This is a genomic window from Nonomuraea sp. NPDC049158 (assembly GCF_040648335.1).
In the GTDB taxonomy this organism is placed as follows: domain Bacteria; phylum Actinomycetota; class Actinomycetes; order Streptosporangiales; family Streptosporangiaceae; genus Nonomuraea.
This window is the reverse complement of record NZ_JBEZDM010000032.1, coordinates 66,157-83,888: the sequence shown is the minus strand read 5'-3', so window position 1 is coordinate 83,888 and position 17,732 is coordinate 66,157. Positions and strand designations below refer to the sequence as shown.

At 69.2% G+C, this 17,732-nt stretch carries 20 protein-coding genes; 13 read left to right on the top strand and 7 right to left on the bottom strand.

Annotated elements, in window-relative coordinates:
* Positions 1–4 precede the first annotated feature (4 nt).
* The gene (locus AB0B61_RS44330) at positions 5–1,234 is read right to left on the bottom strand and encodes a serine hydrolase domain-containing protein (protein ID WP_358445873.1); all 1,230 of its coding nucleotides are present in this window, start codon (positions 1,232–1,234) and stop codon (positions 5–7) included.
* A 291-nt stretch (positions 1,235–1,525) separates the two neighbouring features.
* On the opposite strand from AB0B61_RS44330, the gene AB0B61_RS44325 reads away from it, so the two are divergent.
* A complete protein-coding gene (locus tag AB0B61_RS44325; protein ID WP_358445870.1) occupies positions 1,526–2,242 on the top strand; it encodes a helix-turn-helix domain-containing protein in 717 nt (238 codons plus the stop codon).
* A 139-nt stretch (positions 2,243–2,381) separates the two neighbouring features.
* Here the strand turns inward: AB0B61_RS44325 and AB0B61_RS44320 are convergent, their stop codons facing one another.
* On the bottom strand, positions 2,382–3,614 hold the full coding sequence (locus AB0B61_RS44320) for a glycosyltransferase (RefSeq protein WP_358445867.1): 1,233 nt from the start codon (positions 3,612–3,614) through the stop codon (positions 2,382–2,384).
* A 429-nt stretch (positions 3,615–4,043) separates the two neighbouring features.
* Here AB0B61_RS44320 and AB0B61_RS44315 point away from each other — a divergent pair, with 429 nt between their 5' ends.
* The 4 genes from AB0B61_RS44315 (at position 4,044) to AB0B61_RS44300 (ending at position 7,907) form a co-directional block, all read left to right on the top strand.
* The gene (locus tag AB0B61_RS44315) at positions 4,044–5,015 is read left to right on the top strand and encodes an NAD(P)-dependent oxidoreductase (protein WP_358445865.1); all 972 of its coding nucleotides are present in this window, start codon (positions 4,044–4,046) and stop codon (positions 5,013–5,015) included.
* A 176-nt stretch (positions 5,016–5,191) separates the two neighbouring features.
* The gene (locus AB0B61_RS44310) at positions 5,192–6,133 is read left to right on the top strand and encodes an RNA polymerase sigma-70 factor (protein WP_358445862.1); all 942 of its coding nucleotides are present in this window, start codon (positions 5,192–5,194) and stop codon (positions 6,131–6,133) included.
* A gap of 68 nt (positions 6,134–6,201) precedes the next feature.
* On the top strand, positions 6,202–7,047 hold the full coding sequence (locus AB0B61_RS44305) for an alpha/beta fold hydrolase (protein WP_358445860.1): 846 nt from the start codon (positions 6,202–6,204) through the stop codon (positions 7,045–7,047).
* Positions 7,048–7,097: 50 nt separating this feature from the next.
* Positions 7,098–7,907: a MerR family transcriptional regulator gene (locus AB0B61_RS44300; RefSeq protein ID WP_358445857.1), complete on the top strand. Its 810-nt coding sequence runs from the start codon at positions 7,098–7,100 to the stop codon at positions 7,905–7,907.
* A 4-nt stretch (positions 7,908–7,911) separates the two neighbouring features.
* On the opposite strand, the gene AB0B61_RS44295 is transcribed toward AB0B61_RS44300, so the two are convergent.
* Positions 7,912–8,286: a nuclear transport factor 2 family protein gene (locus tag AB0B61_RS44295; RefSeq protein WP_358445854.1), complete on the bottom strand. Its 375-nt coding sequence runs from the start codon at positions 8,284–8,286 to the stop codon at positions 7,912–7,914.
* A 165-nt stretch (positions 8,287–8,451) separates the two neighbouring features.
* Here AB0B61_RS44295 and AB0B61_RS44290 point away from each other — a divergent pair, with 165 nt between their 5' ends.
* From AB0B61_RS44290 to AB0B61_RS44275, 4 genes are all read left to right on the top strand, one after another.
* Complete coding sequence (locus AB0B61_RS44290) at positions 8,452–8,649, top strand: hypothetical protein (RefSeq protein ID WP_358445852.1); 198 nt, start codon at positions 8,452–8,454, stop codon at positions 8,647–8,649.
* 290 nt (positions 8,650–8,939) lie between these two features.
* On the top strand, positions 8,940–9,188 hold the full coding sequence (locus AB0B61_RS44285; protein ID WP_358445849.1) for a hypothetical protein: 249 nt from the start codon (positions 8,940–8,942) through the stop codon (positions 9,186–9,188).
* A 37-nt stretch (positions 9,189–9,225) separates the two neighbouring features.
* Positions 9,226–9,681 carry a transcriptional regulator gene (locus AB0B61_RS44280; protein ID WP_358445846.1) on the top strand — a complete coding sequence of 152 codons (456 nt, stop codon included), beginning with the start codon at positions 9,226–9,228 and terminating at the stop codon, positions 9,679–9,681.
* Positions 9,682–9,690: 9 nt separating this feature from the next.
* Positions 9,691–10,503, top strand: coding sequence for a class I SAM-dependent methyltransferase (locus tag AB0B61_RS44275; protein ID WP_358445843.1), 813 nt, complete (start codon positions 9,691–9,693; stop codon positions 10,501–10,503).
* Here the strand turns inward: AB0B61_RS44275 and AB0B61_RS44270 are convergent.
* The gene (locus tag AB0B61_RS44270) at positions 10,491–10,934 is read right to left on the bottom strand and encodes a RidA family protein (RefSeq protein ID WP_358445840.1); all 444 of its coding nucleotides are present in this window, start codon (positions 10,932–10,934) and stop codon (positions 10,491–10,493) included. The genes AB0B61_RS44275 and AB0B61_RS44270 overlap by 13 nt on opposite strands.
* 10 nt (positions 10,935–10,944) lie before the next feature.
* A complete protein-coding gene (locus AB0B61_RS44265) occupies positions 10,945–12,045 on the bottom strand; it encodes an aminotransferase class V-fold PLP-dependent enzyme (protein WP_358445837.1) in 1,101 nt (366 codons plus the stop codon).
* A 147-nt stretch (positions 12,046–12,192) separates the two neighbouring features.
* On the opposite strand from AB0B61_RS44265, the gene AB0B61_RS44260 reads away from it, so the two are divergent.
* The 3 genes from AB0B61_RS44260 (at position 12,193) to AB0B61_RS44250 (ending at position 13,795) form a co-directional block, all read left to right on the top strand.
* Entirely contained in the window at positions 12,193–12,996 is an 804-nt protein-coding gene (locus tag AB0B61_RS44260; protein ID WP_358445834.1) for an IclR family transcriptional regulator, read from the top strand.
* A 114-nt stretch (positions 12,997–13,110) separates the two neighbouring features.
* Positions 13,111–13,437 carry a metalloregulator ArsR/SmtB family transcription factor gene (locus tag AB0B61_RS44255; RefSeq protein WP_358445832.1) on the top strand — a complete coding sequence of 109 codons (327 nt, stop codon included), beginning with the start codon at positions 13,111–13,113 and terminating at the stop codon, positions 13,435–13,437.
* Positions 13,406–13,795, top strand: a complete 390-nt coding sequence (locus AB0B61_RS44250; RefSeq protein ID WP_358445830.1) for a VOC family protein — start codon at positions 13,406–13,408, stop codon at positions 13,793–13,795. The genes AB0B61_RS44255 and AB0B61_RS44250 overlap by 32 nt, the downstream gene beginning before the upstream one ends.
* A 26-nt stretch (positions 13,796–13,821) precedes the next feature.
* Here AB0B61_RS44250 and AB0B61_RS44245 read toward each other — a convergent pair whose 3' ends face one another.
* Positions 13,822–15,000, bottom strand: a complete 1,179-nt coding sequence (locus AB0B61_RS44245) for a DUF3500 domain-containing protein (RefSeq protein WP_358445827.1) — start codon at positions 14,998–15,000, stop codon at positions 13,822–13,824.
* Between the two features lie 154 nt (positions 15,001–15,154).
* On the opposite strand from AB0B61_RS44245, the gene rox reads away from it, so the two are divergent.
* Positions 15,155–16,582 (top strand): rifampin monooxygenase, encoded by a 1,428-nt coding sequence (gene rox / locus AB0B61_RS44240; RefSeq protein ID WP_358445824.1) that lies wholly within the window; start codon positions 15,155–15,157, stop codon positions 16,580–16,582.
* A gap of 21 nt (positions 16,583–16,603) precedes the next feature.
* Here rox and AB0B61_RS44235 read toward each other — a convergent pair whose 3' ends face one another.
* The gene (locus tag AB0B61_RS44235) at positions 16,604–17,731 is read right to left on the bottom strand and encodes an enolase C-terminal domain-like protein (protein WP_358445822.1); all 1,128 of its coding nucleotides are present in this window, start codon (positions 17,729–17,731) and stop codon (positions 16,604–16,606) included.
* Position 17,732 lies beyond the last annotated feature (1 nt).

The window sequence follows — 17,732 nt, the reverse complement described above, 5'->3', positions numbered from 1 at the left end:
TGTGTCAGTTGTCGATCCCCTGGTAGAGGGTGGTCCAGAAGTCGTGGATGAGCTGTGCCGAGTTCGGGACCGACATGCCGACCTGGGTGAGCAGGAGTCCGGTGAGCTGGTTGTCCGGGTCGGCGTAGGTGCTGGTGCCGCTGCCACCGTCCCAGCCGAACTGGCCGATGGGCGCGTAGTCGCCGCGGTAGGTGCGTACCGCCATCCCGAAGCCCCAGCCGCCGTGCTGGCCCTGGCCGAAGGACAGGTGGACGTTGCCGGTGGCCATGGCGTGCCGGGCGGCTTGCTGCTCGGCGGTGAGGCGGTTGGTGGTCATCAGCTGGACGGCGGGCCGTGACAGGATCCGTTCGCCCTCGTGCGTGCCGCCGTTGAGCAGCATCTGGAAGTAAGCGTGGTAGTCGTCGACGGTGGAGACCAGCCCACCGCCGCTGCCCTGGAAGGCCGGCGGCTTGCTCCAGCGTCCCCCTTCGGCCGCGTCCCACACGTGGAACTCGCCGCTCTGCGGGTCGGGGGCGTACAGGTCCGGCAGCCGGTCGATCTTGTCGGCGGGTACGTGGAAGCCGGTGTCCTTCATGCCCAGCGGATCGAAGACGCGCTCGCGCAGGAACGTCTCGAACGACTGGCCGGTGACCCTGGCGACCAGCACGCTGAGTACATCGTGGCTGATCTGGTACTGCCAGCGCTCGCCGGGCTGGTGCATCAGCGGCAGCTCGCCCAGGCGGCGCATCCACTCATCCGGCTCGGGCATCGGCTCCGGCAGGTCGGGCGTCAGCCCCCGCTCGAAGATCGCGCCCATGATCGGCGCGCCCAGCGCCGTCATGTCCATGCCGAGCCCGAAGGTGGAGGTCAGCAGGTCCCGCACGGTGATCGGCCGCCGCGCGGGCACGGTGTCGTCCAGCGGGCTGTCGATCCGCTTCAGCACCTGCCGGTCGGCCAGCTCGGGCAGCCACGACTCCACCAGGTCATCCAGCCGCAGCCGGCACTCGTCCAGCAGCACCATCGCCGCCGCCATCGCGACCGGCTTGGACGTCGAGGCCATTCGGAAGATCGTGTCCCGGCGCATCGGCGCGCCACCGCCATGACGCATCGTGCCGAGCGCCTCGACATGTGTCTCACCGCCCCGGCCGACCAGGGCGACCAGCCCGGGAATCTTCCCGGACTCCACATGCCGCGCCAGCACCTCACGCAGTCTCCGCAGCCCCGCTTCGGACAAACCGCTCTTGCCAGCTTCCATGATCAATCTCCTCAACACTACAGCGTTTCATCTTGCGAGACCCGCCCATTCGCCGTTCGGGAATCTCTGAACGCCCGTGACACTACATTGCGTTCACAAATCAGTCAACAAAATTGGAAGGGCTATGCCGCTAATTAGCCTGGCAAATCGGCTAGTATTTGCAATGACCATGAAGCTGAATGCAATGAATGATCGTTTTGCATTGCAATGGGTTACGAGTGAATGCATACTGTGCAGCGGGTGTGCGGCCGCAGAGACCCGCGCATGCCGACAGACAGGAGACGAGCACCGATGCCCGGAGGCAGACTCACCAATGAGGACCGTCAGCACATCGCTGCGGCGCTGGCCGAGGGACTCGGATACGCGGAGATCGGCCGGCGTCTAGGGCGGCCCGCCTCGACCGTCATGCGGGAGGTCACCCGCAACGGCGGACCCGACGATTACGGGGCGGACCGGGCGCACGAGGCCACCCGGCATCGTGCGCGCCGGCACAAGCAGGCAAAGCCTCCGGCCCCGCCGATCCCCGACACCGGCCATGGGCGCGACCCCCAAGCGGTGCGGGACTTCACGGAGTCCTTCACCGCTCTCCTCGTTCAGCAGGGCCTGCCCCGGATGGAGGCCAGGGTGCTGGCCTGCCTGTACATCACCGACTCCGGCACTCTCACCGCCGCCGACCTGGTCCAGCGGCTCCGCGTCAGCCCGGCGTCGATCTCGCACGCCGTCGCCTTCCTCGAACAGCAGGGAATGCTCAGCCGGGAACGGGCTCCCGGCGCGCGCCGCGAACGCTATGTCATCGACGACGCGATCTGGCTCCGGACGCTCCAAGCGGCTCTGCGGATGAACGACGTCCTGACCGTCGCATCGCAGCGCGGAGCCGAGATCCTCGGGGCCACCACCCCGGCGGGCGCCCGCTTCGAGTCATCCGCCGAACTTCTTCTCCTCCTGAGCGATGCCTTCCGGCAGGTCATGGAGCAGTGGCTACGGAACCAGGCCGCCCGGAGCGCCTGACCGAAGCCTTCCAGCCAGGAGGTCACTTCAGCCCGGTGGGAAGAAGGCGAGCATTCTCCGGCCGGCAGGCGCGCGCACATCTCGATCGTGACCGCAATCCGTCGGCTCGGATCCGCTCGACGGCGGCGTCGAGCCGGGATCAGCCCGCGGACCCGGCCCGGTCGATCATGTCGAGCAGCAGCTTGGCGGCCCGCTCCGCCCCGTCGGCGCGGACCGTCTCGGCCACGACGGCCGCGCGGGCAGCGGTCTCGGGGGCCAAGGCGATCTTGAGTGCGGCCGACAGGGACTCGGCGGTCGGCGTCGGACCGTCGTGTCCCGTGCCGATCCCCAGCTCGGTCACCCGGCCCGCCCAGTACGGCTGGTCGGCGACCTGAGGCACGAGCACCTGCGGCGCCCCGGCACGGGCCGCCGTCGCCGTGGTGCCCGCGCCGCCGTGGTGCACGACCGCGGCCACCCGGCCGAACAGCTCCTGATGGTTGACGTCACCGACCACGAAACAGTCGTCCTGGTCGTCGATCAGGGCCAGGTCGGCCCAGCCGCTCCCGAGCAGGACGCGGCGACCCTGCGCACGGACCGCTTGGATGACGGCCCGGGAGACGTCCTGCGGGTTCGCGCCCCGTACGAGCATGCTGCCGAAGCCCACGTACACCGGCTCCGCACCGGCGGCCAGGAACGCCGCCAGATCGGCCGGAAGCGGGCGCTCGTCCGGGCGGATCCACGCGCCGGTCTGTGCCACGTCAAGCTCCGGCGTCTCCTGCCACGGGCCCAGCACCGGGTCGGCCGCCAGGAACGGGTGGTCGGTGAAGACATAGTCGCGGACGCCGTCCACCGGCGGCAGGCCGATCGAGGCCCGGTGGCTGTTGATCGTCTCACCGAACAGCGCGTTCTTGTGCTCGGCGTCCAGATCCCACAGCGCCTGGTTGCCGGTCACCTCCGGGGGCACCTCCTGGCCCGGCCAGGGGCGAGGCGCGTGGTGCCGCGACGGCAGGTAACTCGGAGAGAATGACGTGAACACATAGGGCACGCCCAGCTTCTCGGCCGCCGCCCGGGCACCGGCCACGGCCGGGAACGAGCCGGTGGCCACCACCGCGGCCCCGCCCTCGGCCGCCCCGGCGACCGCCTCATAGGCCATGGCGGTCAGCTCGGCGGAGATGTCGGCCAGGCTCGTCTTGCCGGGGACCGCCCCCGTCGCCAGCGCGCGGATCGGCCAGCCGAGGGGAATCAGCGGCACGCCGATGCCGTCCAGCAGTTCGGCGAAGTCCGGCGGCGCGCACACCCGTACCTCGGCGCCGAGAGCCTGCAGCCGCAGCGCCAGCCCCGTCATCGGCTCGACGTCCCCGCGCGACCCATAGGTCTCCAACACAACGCGCATTCCGCGACCCCCGCTTTCCGTACGTTTCAGCGTCGAGGGGTGATTGTGCGGCATGACCGGGGCCTTGTGGCAAGGCCCCCCATGCGCTATAGGTTGGAAGTGAAGGAGCGGATATCTCTCCTTTCACTCCCAGTCGATCTCGCGCAGCGCGGCCACGCCCTCATCCGGGTCGGTGATCACCGCGTCCTCGTCGTCCTGTGGTCGACCCAGCGCCACCCTTCGCCGCTCTCGGGCTGCCATCCGCGACTCTCCAGCCGGCCCTGGATGTCGTCTATCGTCACTGGCCGTTCCTTCATGATCGTTATCAGGGCCGACGGCTGTCCACCGGAGCTGCTCCGCCGAGAGGCTTTGATAGCTTCACGTGGGACATCAGCCGGACTTCGTGGATGAAGCACAGGAAGTCGTACTTCATCTGATTTGAGGAGCAGTATGAGGGTTGTCGTCATTGGGGGCAGCGGGCACATCGGCACTTTCCTCGTCCCACGGCTCGTACGGGCGGGTCATGAGGTGCTCAACATCAGCCGGGGAAGCCGGGTCGCCTATGCCGACTCCCCTGAATGGCAGCACGTACAGCAAGTAGTGGCGGATCGCCAGCGGGAGGACGCCGAGGGCGTTTTCGGCGACACGGTGGCGGGGCTGCGTCCGGATGTCGTCGTCGACTTGGTGTGCTTCACCCTTGAGTCCGCCGTGGCCCTCGTGGAGCGACTTCGTGGCGAGGTGGGCCACCTGCTGCACTGCGGGACCCTGTGGCGTTACGGGCCGAGTCACAAGTCGCCCATCGCGGAAGGGACGGGGACGGAACCGTTCGGCGAGTACGGCATCCAGAAGGATCGGATCGCACGGATGCTGAAGGACGAGACCGTCGGCGGCGGTGTGGTGACGACGTCACTGCACCCCGGGCACATCGTCGGCCCGGGCTGGGCCCCGATCGGACCGACCGGCAACTTGGACCCTGCCGTCTGGCGCACACTGTCGGCTGGACAGCCACTGAAGATCCCCGGACTCGGTGCCGAACTCATGCATCACGTTCACGCCGACGATGTCGCTCAGGCCTTCGAGAAGGCGGTCGAGCATCGTGACACGGCAGGTGGGGAGGACTTCAATGTCGTCGCCCCCACGGCTCTGAACGTTCGAGGGTTCGCCCACGAAGCGGCGAGCTGGTTCGGGCAGGCGGCTTCGCTGGAGAGCGTGTCATGGGAGCAGTTCCGGGCGTCCACGACCGATGAGCACGCGCAGGTGAGCTGGGAACACCTCTATCGCAGCCACTGCCTCACCATCGACAAGGCCAAGACGCTTCTGGGATATTCGCCCAGGTACGAGCCCGAGGCCGCGGTACTCGAGTCCGTTCGCTGGCTCATCGAACACGACCAGCTCGAGGTGGATCGTCCCCTCGTCGTCTAACTTCTCGCGGTCGCCGGCTGTCCCGGTCTCAGCGACCAGCGGCGTCCTGACGACCATGAGGCGCCGGCCACCCGAACCATGTGACGTACGCCACCGATAACGGGTGTCACACAGCGGTGCGCGCCGGCGTCTTGTGCGTGCGGCACAGTTGAGAAGCGAAAAGGCAGGAGCCGGCGATGAACGAGCGCAGCGAGCCAACGGCAGGCACAGCCGCCCCGCTCACTGGCGACAGCCCGATGGACGCCGCCACCGAGGCGTTCGTCACCCATCGCAACCTGCTGTTCACCGTCGCCTACGAGATGCTCGGATCGGCCGCCGACGCCGAGGACGTCCTCCAGGAAACCTGGCTGCGGTGGATGAAGGTCGACCTGGCGCAGGTGTACGACCAGCGCGCCTACCTGGTGCGGATCACCACCCGGCGCTCGCTCGACCGGCTGCGCACCATGAGGCGCCGCAAGGAGGCGTACATCGGCCCTTGGCTCCCCGAACCGCTGCTCACCGCGCCGGACGTGGCCGAGGACGTCGAGCTCGCCGAGAGCGTGTCCATGGCGTTCATGCTCGTCCTGGAGACGCTCTCGCCGACCGAGCGCGCCGTGTTCGTCCTGCGCGAGGCCTTCGACGTCAGTTACGACGAGATCGCCACCGCCGTAGGCAAGAGCCCCGCGGCCGTCCGGCAGATCGCGCACCGCGCCCGCCTGCACGTCCAAGCCCGCCGCCCTCGCGAGGTGATCTCCCCCAGCCAGGCCCGGGCGGTGTTGGAGTCATTGCGGCGCGCGCTCGAAACCAGGGATCTGCAGGGCCTGCTCGACGTGCTCGCCCCCGAGGTCGTCCTCATCAGCGACGGCGGCGGTGTCAGGCAGGCCGCGCCGCGGCCGATCACCGGCGCCGAGAAGGCGGCCCGCTTCATCGTCGGCGGCCTCGGCAAGGCCCAAGTCGCGCTCACCAGCGACCCCACCGTGGTCAACGGCAACCCGGCACTGATCCTTCGCGTGGACGGCGAGATCGATGGCGTCATAGCGATCCGGGTCGAGGACGCCCGCATCACCGGCCTCTACTACGTCCGCAACCCCGACAAGCTCACCCGCATCGCATCCGAGACTCCGCTCACCCTGCGATGACCAGGGACAAAGCCGCTTGTCGCGCGACGGTTGACCCTTACGTAGGGTCAATGTCTCAGCATGGTGGCATGACCAAGAAGACCAGTGCGAACGAGGTCGCGGGGCCGCGCGAGTCGTACGGCGATGGGGAGCAGACGGCGAGAGACGACAGGACGATGCGGCACTTCACGATCCACCACGACGGCGTCACGCTTCCGGTGACTCGCGGTGGCCACGGACGAGCGCTGGTCCTGTGCCCCGGACTGAACTCGACCCAGGCCCACCTGCACGAACTGGCCGAACTGCTCCGGCGCGACCACGACGTGGTGACCTTCGACCTCCGGGGCCATGGCCTCGCCTCGGCCGCCGACCAGTATTCCTTCGAGGCGTTCCTCAGTGATCTGACCGCGGTGATGGCGGAGCTGGATGCGGTCCCCACGCTGGTGGGCTACTCGTTGGGCGCGGATCTGGCCGTACACTATGCCGCCGAGCATCCCGGCACCGTCGCCGAGCTCGTTCTCATCGACGGCGCGAACCCGGTGCCCGAACCGTTCATCACCGAGGCCCTCCTGCCGGAGTTTCGCGCCATGTGGGAGGACCAGGCGGCGCGGCAGGACGCCGAGCGGGGCACCGCGCGTCAGGTGCTGCTCACCGCCCAGGAGATTCTCGACCTGAACCTCGAGATCGACGCGGTTCGGTCCAGGATCCTCGACCGGTACAGGAAGATCGACCGGCCCATCAGCCTGATCATGTCGACCTCGATGGCCGGCGACGGCTGCGAAGGGCCCGCGCCGCGGTTCAACCAGAACTGGCGTGCCGGTGTCGAGCGGCTCGTCCGCGACCAGCCGCACCTCGCCACGTACTGGCTCGACGCCGACCACCAGCTGGTCTTCACCCACGCCCCGGCCATCGCCCAGATCATCCGGAGTGCGTGACGCCCAGCCGGCCAGACGACTTCTTGAGCGACTCCTGGGAGGCTGCTCTGATGCTGACCATCGGCGAGCTGGCGTCCTACGCCGGAGTGACGGTACGCGCGGTGCGGCACTACCACGCCAAGGGGCTGCTGCCGGAGCCGGAGCGGGACCACTCCGGCTACCGCAGGTACGACGCCGGCGCCGCGGTCGAACTGATCAAGATCCGTACCCTCGCCGAGGCCGGCGTCCCGCTGGCGCGCGTCCGAGAGCTGCTGCAGGCCCGCGAGGAGGAGTTCGCCACGGCGGTCGCGGACATCGACAAGCGGCTGCGGGCGGATATCCGGCAGCGGCAGCGCCACCGGGAGCGGATCGCCCGGCTCGCCGCCGGCGACGGCTTGACGCTGCCCCCGGAGGTGGTCGACTATCTCGACCGGCTGCGGGCGCTCGGGGTCGACGAGCGGATCGTCCGGGCCGAGCACGACGGCTGGATCCTGCTGGCCGCGCACTCCCCCGAGCGGGTCCCGGAGTGGATGGCACGCAAGCGGGAGCAGATCGCCGACCCGCAGCTCATCGATTTCTTTCTCACCCTGAGCCAGGCACTCGACCGGACCGCCGGCGACCCACGGCTGGCCGAGCTGGCTGACAGGCTGGCCGCCTACATCACGCGGCTGGCCGAGGAGAAGGGCGAGGACTACGTCGACGACACCGACATCGAACCGCCGCTCGTCAAGCTGATGGACACACTGGCCTTCGACACTGTGCCGCCGGCCCGTCGGCTGATCGAGCTGCTGAAGAAGCGAGGCTGGACGGGCTGGACGAAGCTCGAGCGCGTGGAGCCCACGCGGGCGACAAGTACGCCGGACCTCACGCCCGAGTTTTGACGCGCTACCGGGTCTTCCTGCAGGCCTCCTTGAGGCATATCTTCCAGTCGCGGAAGCGCCACAGGTCGATGCCGTACTCGCAGTACGGCGAACCGCTATCGGGGACGAGGTGGTACGTCCAGGTGCACACGGCCCATTCGCCGTTGAAGAGCGGCTCGCCCTGCTCGATGACCGCACCGGCGTCGTGCTCGAACATGGCACGGAAGCCATCGGCCAGCTCGGCATGGCCACGGAAGGTGCGGCCGGGCTCTGGGCCAACCGATGCGGCGTAGACCGCGTCCTCGGTCATCAGCGCCGGCAATCCGCCGATGTCGCGTCTGCCCCAAGCGTCGGCGGAGCCTACCAGGCATTCACGCGGGCTCATCTCAGACTCAGACATCGTCGTTGTACTCCTGTGCGTGGTAGGCGCCCAGGTCCGGCCCGCCGGGGTTGGCGAGGACGTGCGTCATCCAGGCACGCGAGCCGGGGCGCGTCATGGGCGATGACGAACTTGACACCGTACCGGTCGGGTGCGACGGCAGGCACGGGGAACACCGTTCGCGCGGTGCGCAAGGCGGCCTCGGCGACTTCCGCGCGATCGTCGAACCGGCGGATCAAGGTCAGGGTGGACACCACGGTCGAGCTGGCCTACGCGCTCGACCGTATCCGCGCGATCCCGGCGATCTCACACACCAACTCCACGGTCGTCCTGCGCACCGTCTTCGAACGACCGATCACCATCGAGGCCGGACAGCCGCACTGAAGAAGGCGTTTCATCCGGCAGCCTCTTCCGCCGCCCGAGCCGACACGAACTCGGCCGACACGTGCGTCTCCAGCGCTGCCCATCCTCGGTGGTGGCCGAGGCGCGCCACCCGACATCCGTTCCCCTCCCCCGCAGGCGTGACGCTCAGGATTGACGTTGCTAGTTATTTCAGTCATGATTGAAACAACTAGCAACCTTACAAGGAGCAGATCACGGACAGGTGACCTTCAACAGCCTCGGCACCCGCTGCGCGGGCGATCTGTATCTGCCTCGCGCCGACACCGCTGCTGATGATCGCCAACGGCGGCTGGGACCCGCACCACATGCTCGAGAAGGCACAAAGCGCCTTCGACGGGGAGGGAGAGCCCAAGCGGCTGGCGGTGCTGCCCTACGACGTGCTCGGCCTCTACACCGGGCCGGGCCTGGAGGAGGCGATGGCGCTCGCGATCGACTGGTTCGACCTCTACCTGCGCAAGACCCGCCTTGCCGACATCACCCCGACCCCCACCTTCGAGTCGGTCGCCGCCATGACACAGTGAGCCGGCACACGATCAACACACCGAGGAGGACCCGACGATGAGCAGTGAGGAACACCAGGACCGACTGCTTCGATGGGTGGAGCGGGTGACCGCCTTCTGCGTCGAGGAATGGGGGCTGCCGCCCATCACCGGACGCATCCTCGGGTGGCTCATGATCTGCGATCCGGCCGAGCAGTCCGCCGGCCAGATCGCGGAGGTGATCCAGGCCAGCCGGGCCTCGCTCACCTCGAACATGCGGTTTCTCACCGCCATCGGCCTGGTCAAGAAGGTGAGAAGGCCCGGTGATCGCACCGCCTACTACTGCATCGAGGACGACGCCTGGCAGAAGGTCATCCAGCGCAAGCTCAAGAGCCTCGGCGCCTTCGGCGAGATCGCCGACGAAGGAGTCGACCTTGTCGGCGGCGAGGGGCACCGCGCTGAGCGCATCAAGGCCGCCCATGACTCCCTGACCTGGCTGCAGAACCTCGCAGCCCGCCATCCGCTACGCCGTTAAGGAACCATCATGCACCGCTGGCAACCCAAACTTGGGCTGATCCAGGAAACACTGCTGCTCACCCTCTATGCCAGGGCCCTGGACGCCGAGCTGCCCAGCCCGATCCTCGGCGACAGGCTCTCCGCCGACCTGGCCGACGGAATCGACTACGACTTCCGCAAGCTGAAGGTCAAACCCAATCTCGTCCTCACCACCGCACTGCGCGCCAAGAAGCTCGACGACGTCGTACGCGCCTACACCGCCGCTCATCCCGGATGTGTGGTGCTCGACCTGGGCTGCGGCCTGGACACCAGGATGCTGCGCTGCGATCTCCCGCCGGGCGTCGACTGGTACGACATCGACTTCCCCGAAGTGGTGAACCTGCGATCCGAGCATCTGCCCAGCCGTTCCCACCTGGTCGGAGCCGACCTCACCCAATCCGGCTGGCTCGCCGCCATCCCCGACGACCGGCCCGCCGTCATCGTCGCCGAAGGGCTGCTGCCCTTCATGCCCGACGACTCCTTCCAGATGATGACTCGCCAGCTGACCCGCCATTTCCCCTCAGGTGAGCTCGCGCTCAACGGCTACACCCGCTTCGCGGCCTGGGCCATGAAGTACCACCCGACCATCAAGGCACTCGGCATCACCGCCGCCCAGGGCTTCGACGACGCGCACGAACCCGAGTCCTGGGGCGCGGACCTCGAACTGGTCGAGGAGCGGATCCTCACTCGCGCACTGGAAGTAGCCCGGTTCCCGCAACCGCTACGCGCGCTGACCCGTCTCACCGCCCGCAGCACGGCCTTATCGCGGCAAGGGGCGCGCATTCTCCGCTATCGGTTCTGAGGGCGAGGAAGCCGAGCTTGGGCGTCGCCCCGTACCGCGATGACGGCCTCAACTTCCACGGTGAGATCCGGGGTGGCGAGTGCGGCGACGACGGCCAGGGAGTGCGCCGGGACGTCGCCGTCGGGATACCACTCGGCGAAAACCTCGTCCCGGGCGGCGAAGAAGCCGGGCAGATGCTCGGTGCTCGATACGAAGGTCAGCAGCTTCACCACATCGTCCGGTGCCGCCCCGAACTCGTCTAGTACGGACCGCAGATTGGCGAACACCTGCCGGGTCTGCGCCAGGGCGTCCGGTCCCGCGAGTGAGCCGTCTCGCAGGTTCCCCACCTGCCCCGCGACGAACACCAGCGTGGTGTTCTCCGGCACCGTGGCCACGTGACTGTACTTGCCGATGGGTGCGGGCACGCCGACCGGGTTCCAGCGCTTGGGCATCTCACTCACCTCATTGATCAAATAGCGCGTTCGCGGCTCGTTCGACGTCGGAGCCGTTGTTGAAGTAGTGGAAGCCCACCCGGAGCCGATCTCCGAGCAGGGTCGCGCGGACGCCGTCTCGCGCCAGGCGGGCCCGGACCGCGTCCGGATCGATGACGCGCACCACCGCGATGTGGCTCTGGGAGCCGGGAAGGGGAGTGCCGGCCTTCGTCTCGGCCACCTGGGCCCGGAAGTCGGCGGCCAGCCGTAGGCAATGGCGCTCGACCTGCTCGGCGTCGAGGTCGAGCAGGAGCTCCAGTGCGGGCAGCGCGCCGACCCAGGAGAGCCAGGCGGGCGAGGTGTCGCAGCGCGCCGCGCTGTCAGCGTGGACGTACGGCCCGCCGAAGAACTCGTAGGGCGGCTCGGTGGACCTCCAGCTCGGCAGCAGGGGAACCAGTCCGTCGATGTGCTCGGGCGCTGTCACCAGCCAGGCGGCCCCGCGCGGGCACAGCATCCACTTGTAGCCGTGCACGGCGAGGTGGTCGGGACGCACCCGCTCCATGTCGAGGTGGAGCACGCCGAGCGACTGGGTCGCGTCGACGAACAGGCGGGCGCCCACGCCGTCGGTGGCCTGGCGCAGCGCCGGCAGGTCGGCGCGGTGGCCGTCGATCGACAACACGTCGCTGATGGCGAGCAGGACGGTGCGCGTGTCGAGCGCGGCCACGAGGTCCTCGGTACGGGTGTGGCCGTCCCTGGGCGGCACCAGCACCACCTCGTGTCCGGCGGCCTCCAGTTGCCGCCAGGGGAAGAGGTTGCTCCGGAACTCCTGGGCGGGCACCACGATCCGTCCGGGCGGCAACGACCTGGCCACGGTCGCGGCGGCCTCGGCGGTCGAGCCCATCACGGCGATCCGTTCCTCGGCGATGCCCAGCAGCCGGGCCACAGATCTCTTGCTTTCGGCGGGGGCGCGGTCCCATTCCCGCCAGTCGTGCTCCCCGTAGAGCCACGAGTCCAGGGCCGCCTGCAGCGCGTGCACGACGCCGAGCGCGGCGGGCGGGCTCGCCGGTGTGTCGAGCCACACGTGGCGCTGCAACGCGGGGAAGTGTGACCGGAACTGCTCGGAGCTGAGCATGTGATCCTTCCTCAGCGGATGTGTCGGTTATGGCACCTGTTCGGCGGTTTTCAGCATGACCTTCGCCGAGCACATCGGCTCAAGGAGCGCTTGCCTTTTTCGCTATAGTCGAAAACTTGATAGTCGAAGACCGGCTTCGATGGCCCCGTGACTGAGAACGCCGAGATCACCGAGGACGGCAGCCTGCAGACTCTGCTGCGCGGCCTCGACGTGTTGCGGGCCGTCGCCCACATGGGCGGCCAGGCCACGGCCAAGAGCCTCAGTCGGCAGCTCGACCTCAGCCTCGGCCGCTGCTACCACATCCTGCGCACGCTCAAGGCGGGCGGTTACATCGTGCGACTGCCCGGTGGGCGAGTCGACGTCGGCCCGCACGGCGCCTCCCTCGGCCGCCAGCTCGGTGCCAGGTTCGAGCCCCTTCCCGAACTGTTCGCCGTCTTGGCCAGGCTGCACGCCCGGACGCGGGAGACCTCCTATGTCAGCGGCTGGCATCATGGCGTCATCACCCTGTTGCAGTTCATCGCCAGTGAGCAGTCGCGCGGCGTGCGCGGCCTCGACGTCGGCTACACCGGCGACCTGCACGCCCGTGCCTCCTGTAAGGCGGTGCTGGCGCACCTGCCGCGCGAGCAGATCGAGATCATGTTCCGCGGGGTCGAGCTGCGGCGGCTGACCGCGCACACCCACGGCGACGTCAACAGCCTGGCCGTGGAGCTCAGCAACATCCGCCGGCAGGGCTACGCACTCGACCTGGAGGAGTTCAGCGAAGGCGTCTGCTGCGCATCCGCCGCCTACTTCGATCATGACGGTGCTCCGGCGGGCTCGTACACGGTGTCGGTGCCCGTCACGCGGTTCAGGGCCGCCCAGCGCGACCTGGTCTCCGCGGTGCAGGAGGCCGCCGCCATCGCGACGAACCTCCTGCGCGGCCATCACCTCGCGGTGCCCGGCCACGGCTGACCGGCTACCCGCGCCGTCGTACGCACGCCAATCCGACGCCGTTGGTGCCGCCGGTGACGACGGCGACCCTCGCTCGCTTGACATGCAAGTAGCGGCTTGCCTATGGTGCGGCGTGTGGGTGACGTCTTCAAAGCCCTGGCCGATTCCACCCGCCGGACGATCCTCGACGAGCTGACCGACCGGAACGGACAGACGCTCTTCGAGATCTGCGCCCGACTGGCCACCAAGCATGGGCTCGCTTCCTCGCGGCAGGCGATCTCGCAGCATCTCGACGTACTCGAGGCCGCCGGGCTGGTCGAGACCAGGCGGGAGGGCCGGTACAAGTTCCACTACATCAACACAGGACCGCTCGAACCGATCATCGAGCGGTGGCTGAAAGCGCCGATACAGACGGCAAGAGGGGACCGACATGAGGATCAACCTGGCGAGCGTGCTCGTTGACGATCAGGAGAAGGCGGCGCGCTTCTACACCGAGGTGCTGGGTTTCGTGAAGAAGGACGACATCCCGCTGGGCGAGCACCGGTGGCTGACCGTGGTGTCCCCGCAGGACCCGGACGGCACCGCGCTGCTGCTCGAACCCAGTGGCCACCCGGCGGTGAAGCCGTTCAAGGAGGCGCTGGTCGCCGACGGCATCCCCTTCACCTCTTTCGCCGTCGACGACATCAAGGCCGAGTACGAGCGGCTCCGCGGCCTCGGCGTGCGCTTCACTCAGGAACCCGTCGACATGGGCCCGGTGACCACAGCCGTGCTCGACGACACCTGCGGCAACCTGATCCAGATCGCCCAGCAGGCCGGCTAGCGCCGGCCGGCGCGCTGGTCCACTCGTCAGTGCGGGATCTCGGTGCGGTGCGATGCGAGCAGGTCCATCCCGAAATCTCCGTCCGGGTCCCGCCACACGGAGTGCGCGTGGTCGGCGGCGCGCTGGGTGTTGTCGTACTCGATGAGCAGGCGCGGTCCGGTGAGCCGGTAGTAGTGGGGCTCGCCGGGTGAGATGCCGCCGGCCCAGCCGAAATGTACGGGGTCGAGGTTGCGCTCGACGAGATAGTGGCGGCGGTAGGCCTCGGCGACCGGCGCCGGAGAGCGGTCGGTGTAGGCCGCCAGCAATTCGCGGAGCAGCCCGCGCTGCTCCATCGTCATCTCGTGGGCGGCGACGCCTCGGGGATCATGGGTGAGCGCCATCGCCTCGTGGTCCTCCTCCGTGTAGCCAGAGGCGCGCTCGGCGGCCTCGTCGAGCCGGTGGGCCAGCGCGGACAGCCGAGGCGTGGGAAGCGGTCCGCGGAACAGGTCCGGCAGGTGGATCATGCGGTCTCCGGGGCGTACGCGGGCGCGGTTGCCCGAGACGATGTCGGAGATCGCGCGGGGGTGCAGCAGCGCCCGCGCCTGATCGGGTCTGCGCAGCGAGCCCATCACGGAGCGAGCGAGGTCCTCGACTCCGCCGAGCGGGCGCAGCGTCCCGGCGAGCAGCGGCGATGCCGCGGGGTTGGCGCCCAGGAACGACGGTGTCGCCGCCGCGATCCCGCCGTCGTGAATCAGGAGGTTCACCGACAGATGGTGGCCGCCCACACGCCACCCCCACAGGGGGTCACCGGGACGTCCGAAGACGCGTACCCAGTACAGCCCCGGGTCGCGGGTACGCTCGCGGCCCCAGTCGGCGCCCCACCCCTCCACTTCGTCGAGAACGTTCTCCAGCCCCATGATGACGCAGGCCGTGGCGTACGCCGGGCGGGTCAGACCGCTGGCCAGGAGCCGCATGGCGAGACCCTGCCGCCGGGGTGAGAGTTCGCCGAGCGGCACCCCGCCGTGGTCGGTGGGAGTGTAGAACCAGCGGACCCGCTCGGCCTCGACGGCCGGGTCGCCGAAAGGCGTCCACACCACTCGGGAGTGCAGCGCCTCCGGGAGCGAGTCGAGGAACTCGGTCGCGATGCGGACCATGTCGCCCACGAGCACCCGCTCGGCGTCGCCCGGATCCGCCACTCCCTCACGATCGGTGACCTTCTCGCCCACCAGACCCACCTCATTCCTCGCGAAAGGTCCCTTTCGGGAGTCATACGGCGATACGTCCGGTTCCGCGACATCGAGCATAACCTTGATGGCATCGCCGCGTAATTCGGCTCGCCCGCGGAGAAGAGGAGTAGAGCGACAGTTGAAGGGGGGTTTCATGATCGACGTGGTCGTCGCCGGTGGTGGACCTGTCGGCATGATGCTGGCGGGCGAGTTGCGGCTGCACGGCGTGCACGCACTCGTGCTGGAGAAGGAAGCGGAGCCGACCAGGGTTGTCCGCGCGCTCGGCCTGCACGCGCGCAGCCTCGAAGTGATGGACCAGCGCGCTCTGCTGGACCGCTTCCTCGCGCTCGGCCAGCGGTACCCCATCGGCGCTTTCTTCGCCGGCATCGCCAAGCCGCCGCCGGACCGGCTGGACACCGCGCACCCGTACGCCCTGGCCATCCCGCAGACCACCACCGAGCGCCTGCTGACCGAGCACGCCATCGAGCTCGGCGCGGAGATCCGGCGCGGCTGTGAACTGGTCGGGCTGAGCCAGGACGAGGACGGCGTGACCGCTGAGCTGGCCGACGGCACGCGGCTGCGCTCGCGCTACCTCGTCGGCTGTGACGGCGGCCGCAGCACGGTGCGCAAGCTGCTCGGCGTCGGCTTCCCCGGTGCACCCGCCCAGGTGGAGTGGCTGCTGGGCGAGGTGGAGGTGGGCACGCCGCCGGAGGAGTTGGCGGCCGTGGTGGCCGAACTCAGCAAGACCCACAAGGGGTTCGGCGCCGTACCACTCGGGGACGGGGTGTACCGCGTCGTCGCGCGCGCCGACGGGGTGGCCGAGGACCGTACGGTCCCGCCGACCCTGGATGAGCTGCGGCAAGGGGTGCGGGCGATCGCCGGCACCGACTTCGGCGTGCACTCGCCGCGCTGGCTCTCCCGCTTCGGCGACGCCACCCGGCTGGCCGAGCGCTACCGAACCGGCCGGGTGCTGCTGGCCGGCGACGCGGCGCACATCCATCCGCCGATGGGCGGGCAGGGACTCAACCTGGGTATCCAGGACGCGTTCAACCTCGGCTGGAAACTGGCCGCCGCGGTCGACGGCTGGGCACCGGCGGGACTGCTGGACAGCTACCACACCGAACGGCACCCGGTGGCCGCCGCCGTGCTGGACAACACCCGCGCGCAGGTCGAGCTGACCTCCCTTGAGCCGGGTCCCCAGGCAGTGCGGCGGCTGGTGTCGGAACTGATGGACTTCGAGGACGTGAACCGGTACCTGATCGAGAAGATCTCGGCGATCGGGGTCCGCTACGACTTCGGTGAGGGGCATGAGCTGCTCGGCCGGCGGATGCGGGACCTGGAGCTGAAGCGAGGGCGCCTCTACGAGCTGATGCGCGGCGGCCGCGGACTGCTGCTCGACCAGACCGGCCGGCTTTCGGTGGCGGGCTGGGCGGATCGGGTCGACCACGTCGTCGACGGCAGTGAGGAGCTGGACGTACCCGCCGCGCTGCTGCGGCCGGACGGCCATGTGGCGTGGGCCGGCGACGACCAGCGGGAGCTGCTCGGCCGGCTGCCCAAGTGGTTCGGCGCCGCCCTCACCTGAACCCGCCGCACGGTTCGCCTGTCAGAGAGCGAGCGAGCGGACCACCTCCTCGTCCACGCCGATCCCCAGGCCGGGGCCGGTGGGCACGCAGGCGACGCCGTCGGTGACGGTGATGACCGGGTCCGTGGCGTACGGGCTGGTGATGAACTGCCGGCCGTTGAGGTCGACGGGCGTGTCCACGCCGAACGCGGCGAACAGGTGCAGCGAGGCGGCCAGCCCGATGTCGGACTCGGTGAGGCCGGAGCCCATGACGGCCAGGCCGCTGTCCTCGGCGAGCTGGCACTGACGCAGGGCCAGGGTCAGCCCGCCGCAGCGCTGCACCTTGGCGACGGCGACGTCGATGGCGTCGAGCCGGACGAACGTCGCCAGGTCGCTCGGGTGGCGCAGGCTCTCGTCGATGGCCACCGGGATGGGGCTGGCGTCACGCAGGCGGCGCAGGCCGGCGATGTCGTTGGAGGGCAGCGGCTGCTCGAAGACGAAGACGTTCAGGTCGGTCAGGCGCCTGGCCACCCGGAGCGCGGCGGCGGCGGTGTAGCCCTGGTTGGCGTCCACCCAGAGCACGGCGTCGGGCGCGGCCGCGCGGACGGCGGTCACGATGGCCACGTCCTCGTCCTCGGTGTGCAGGCCGAGCTTGACCTTGACGTGGCGGTAGCCGTGCGCGCGGCCCTCGGCCACCGAGTCCGCGGCCTCGGACGCCGACTCGCCCGACACGATCCAGGCCAGCTCGATGGTGTCGCGCCTGCGCCGCCCCCACAGCTCGCCGAGGGACACGCCCAGGCTCCGGGCGTAGGCGTCGTGGCAGGCCACGTCCACCGCCGCGCGCGCCAGCGGCATGCCGATCGAGAACCCCTTGCTGATGGTGCGGTCGAAGGTCCGGCAGAGCCCGTCGAGGTCCCACAGCGGGCGGCCGACGGCGGCCGGGGCCAGGTAGCCCTCGATGGTGGAGACGATGGACTCGGTGGTCTCGTACGTCCATGAGGGAATCGGCGTGGCCTCGCCCCATCCAATGGCGCCGTCGTCGGCTGTCACCTTCACCAGGACCCTGATGGCGGGGCGGCCGCTCTGGACCACGGACCCGCCCGCGACAGCGAAGTCGCGCAGCGAGGGCAGGGCCACGGTGAAGGTCTCGACGCGTGCTATCTGGTTCACG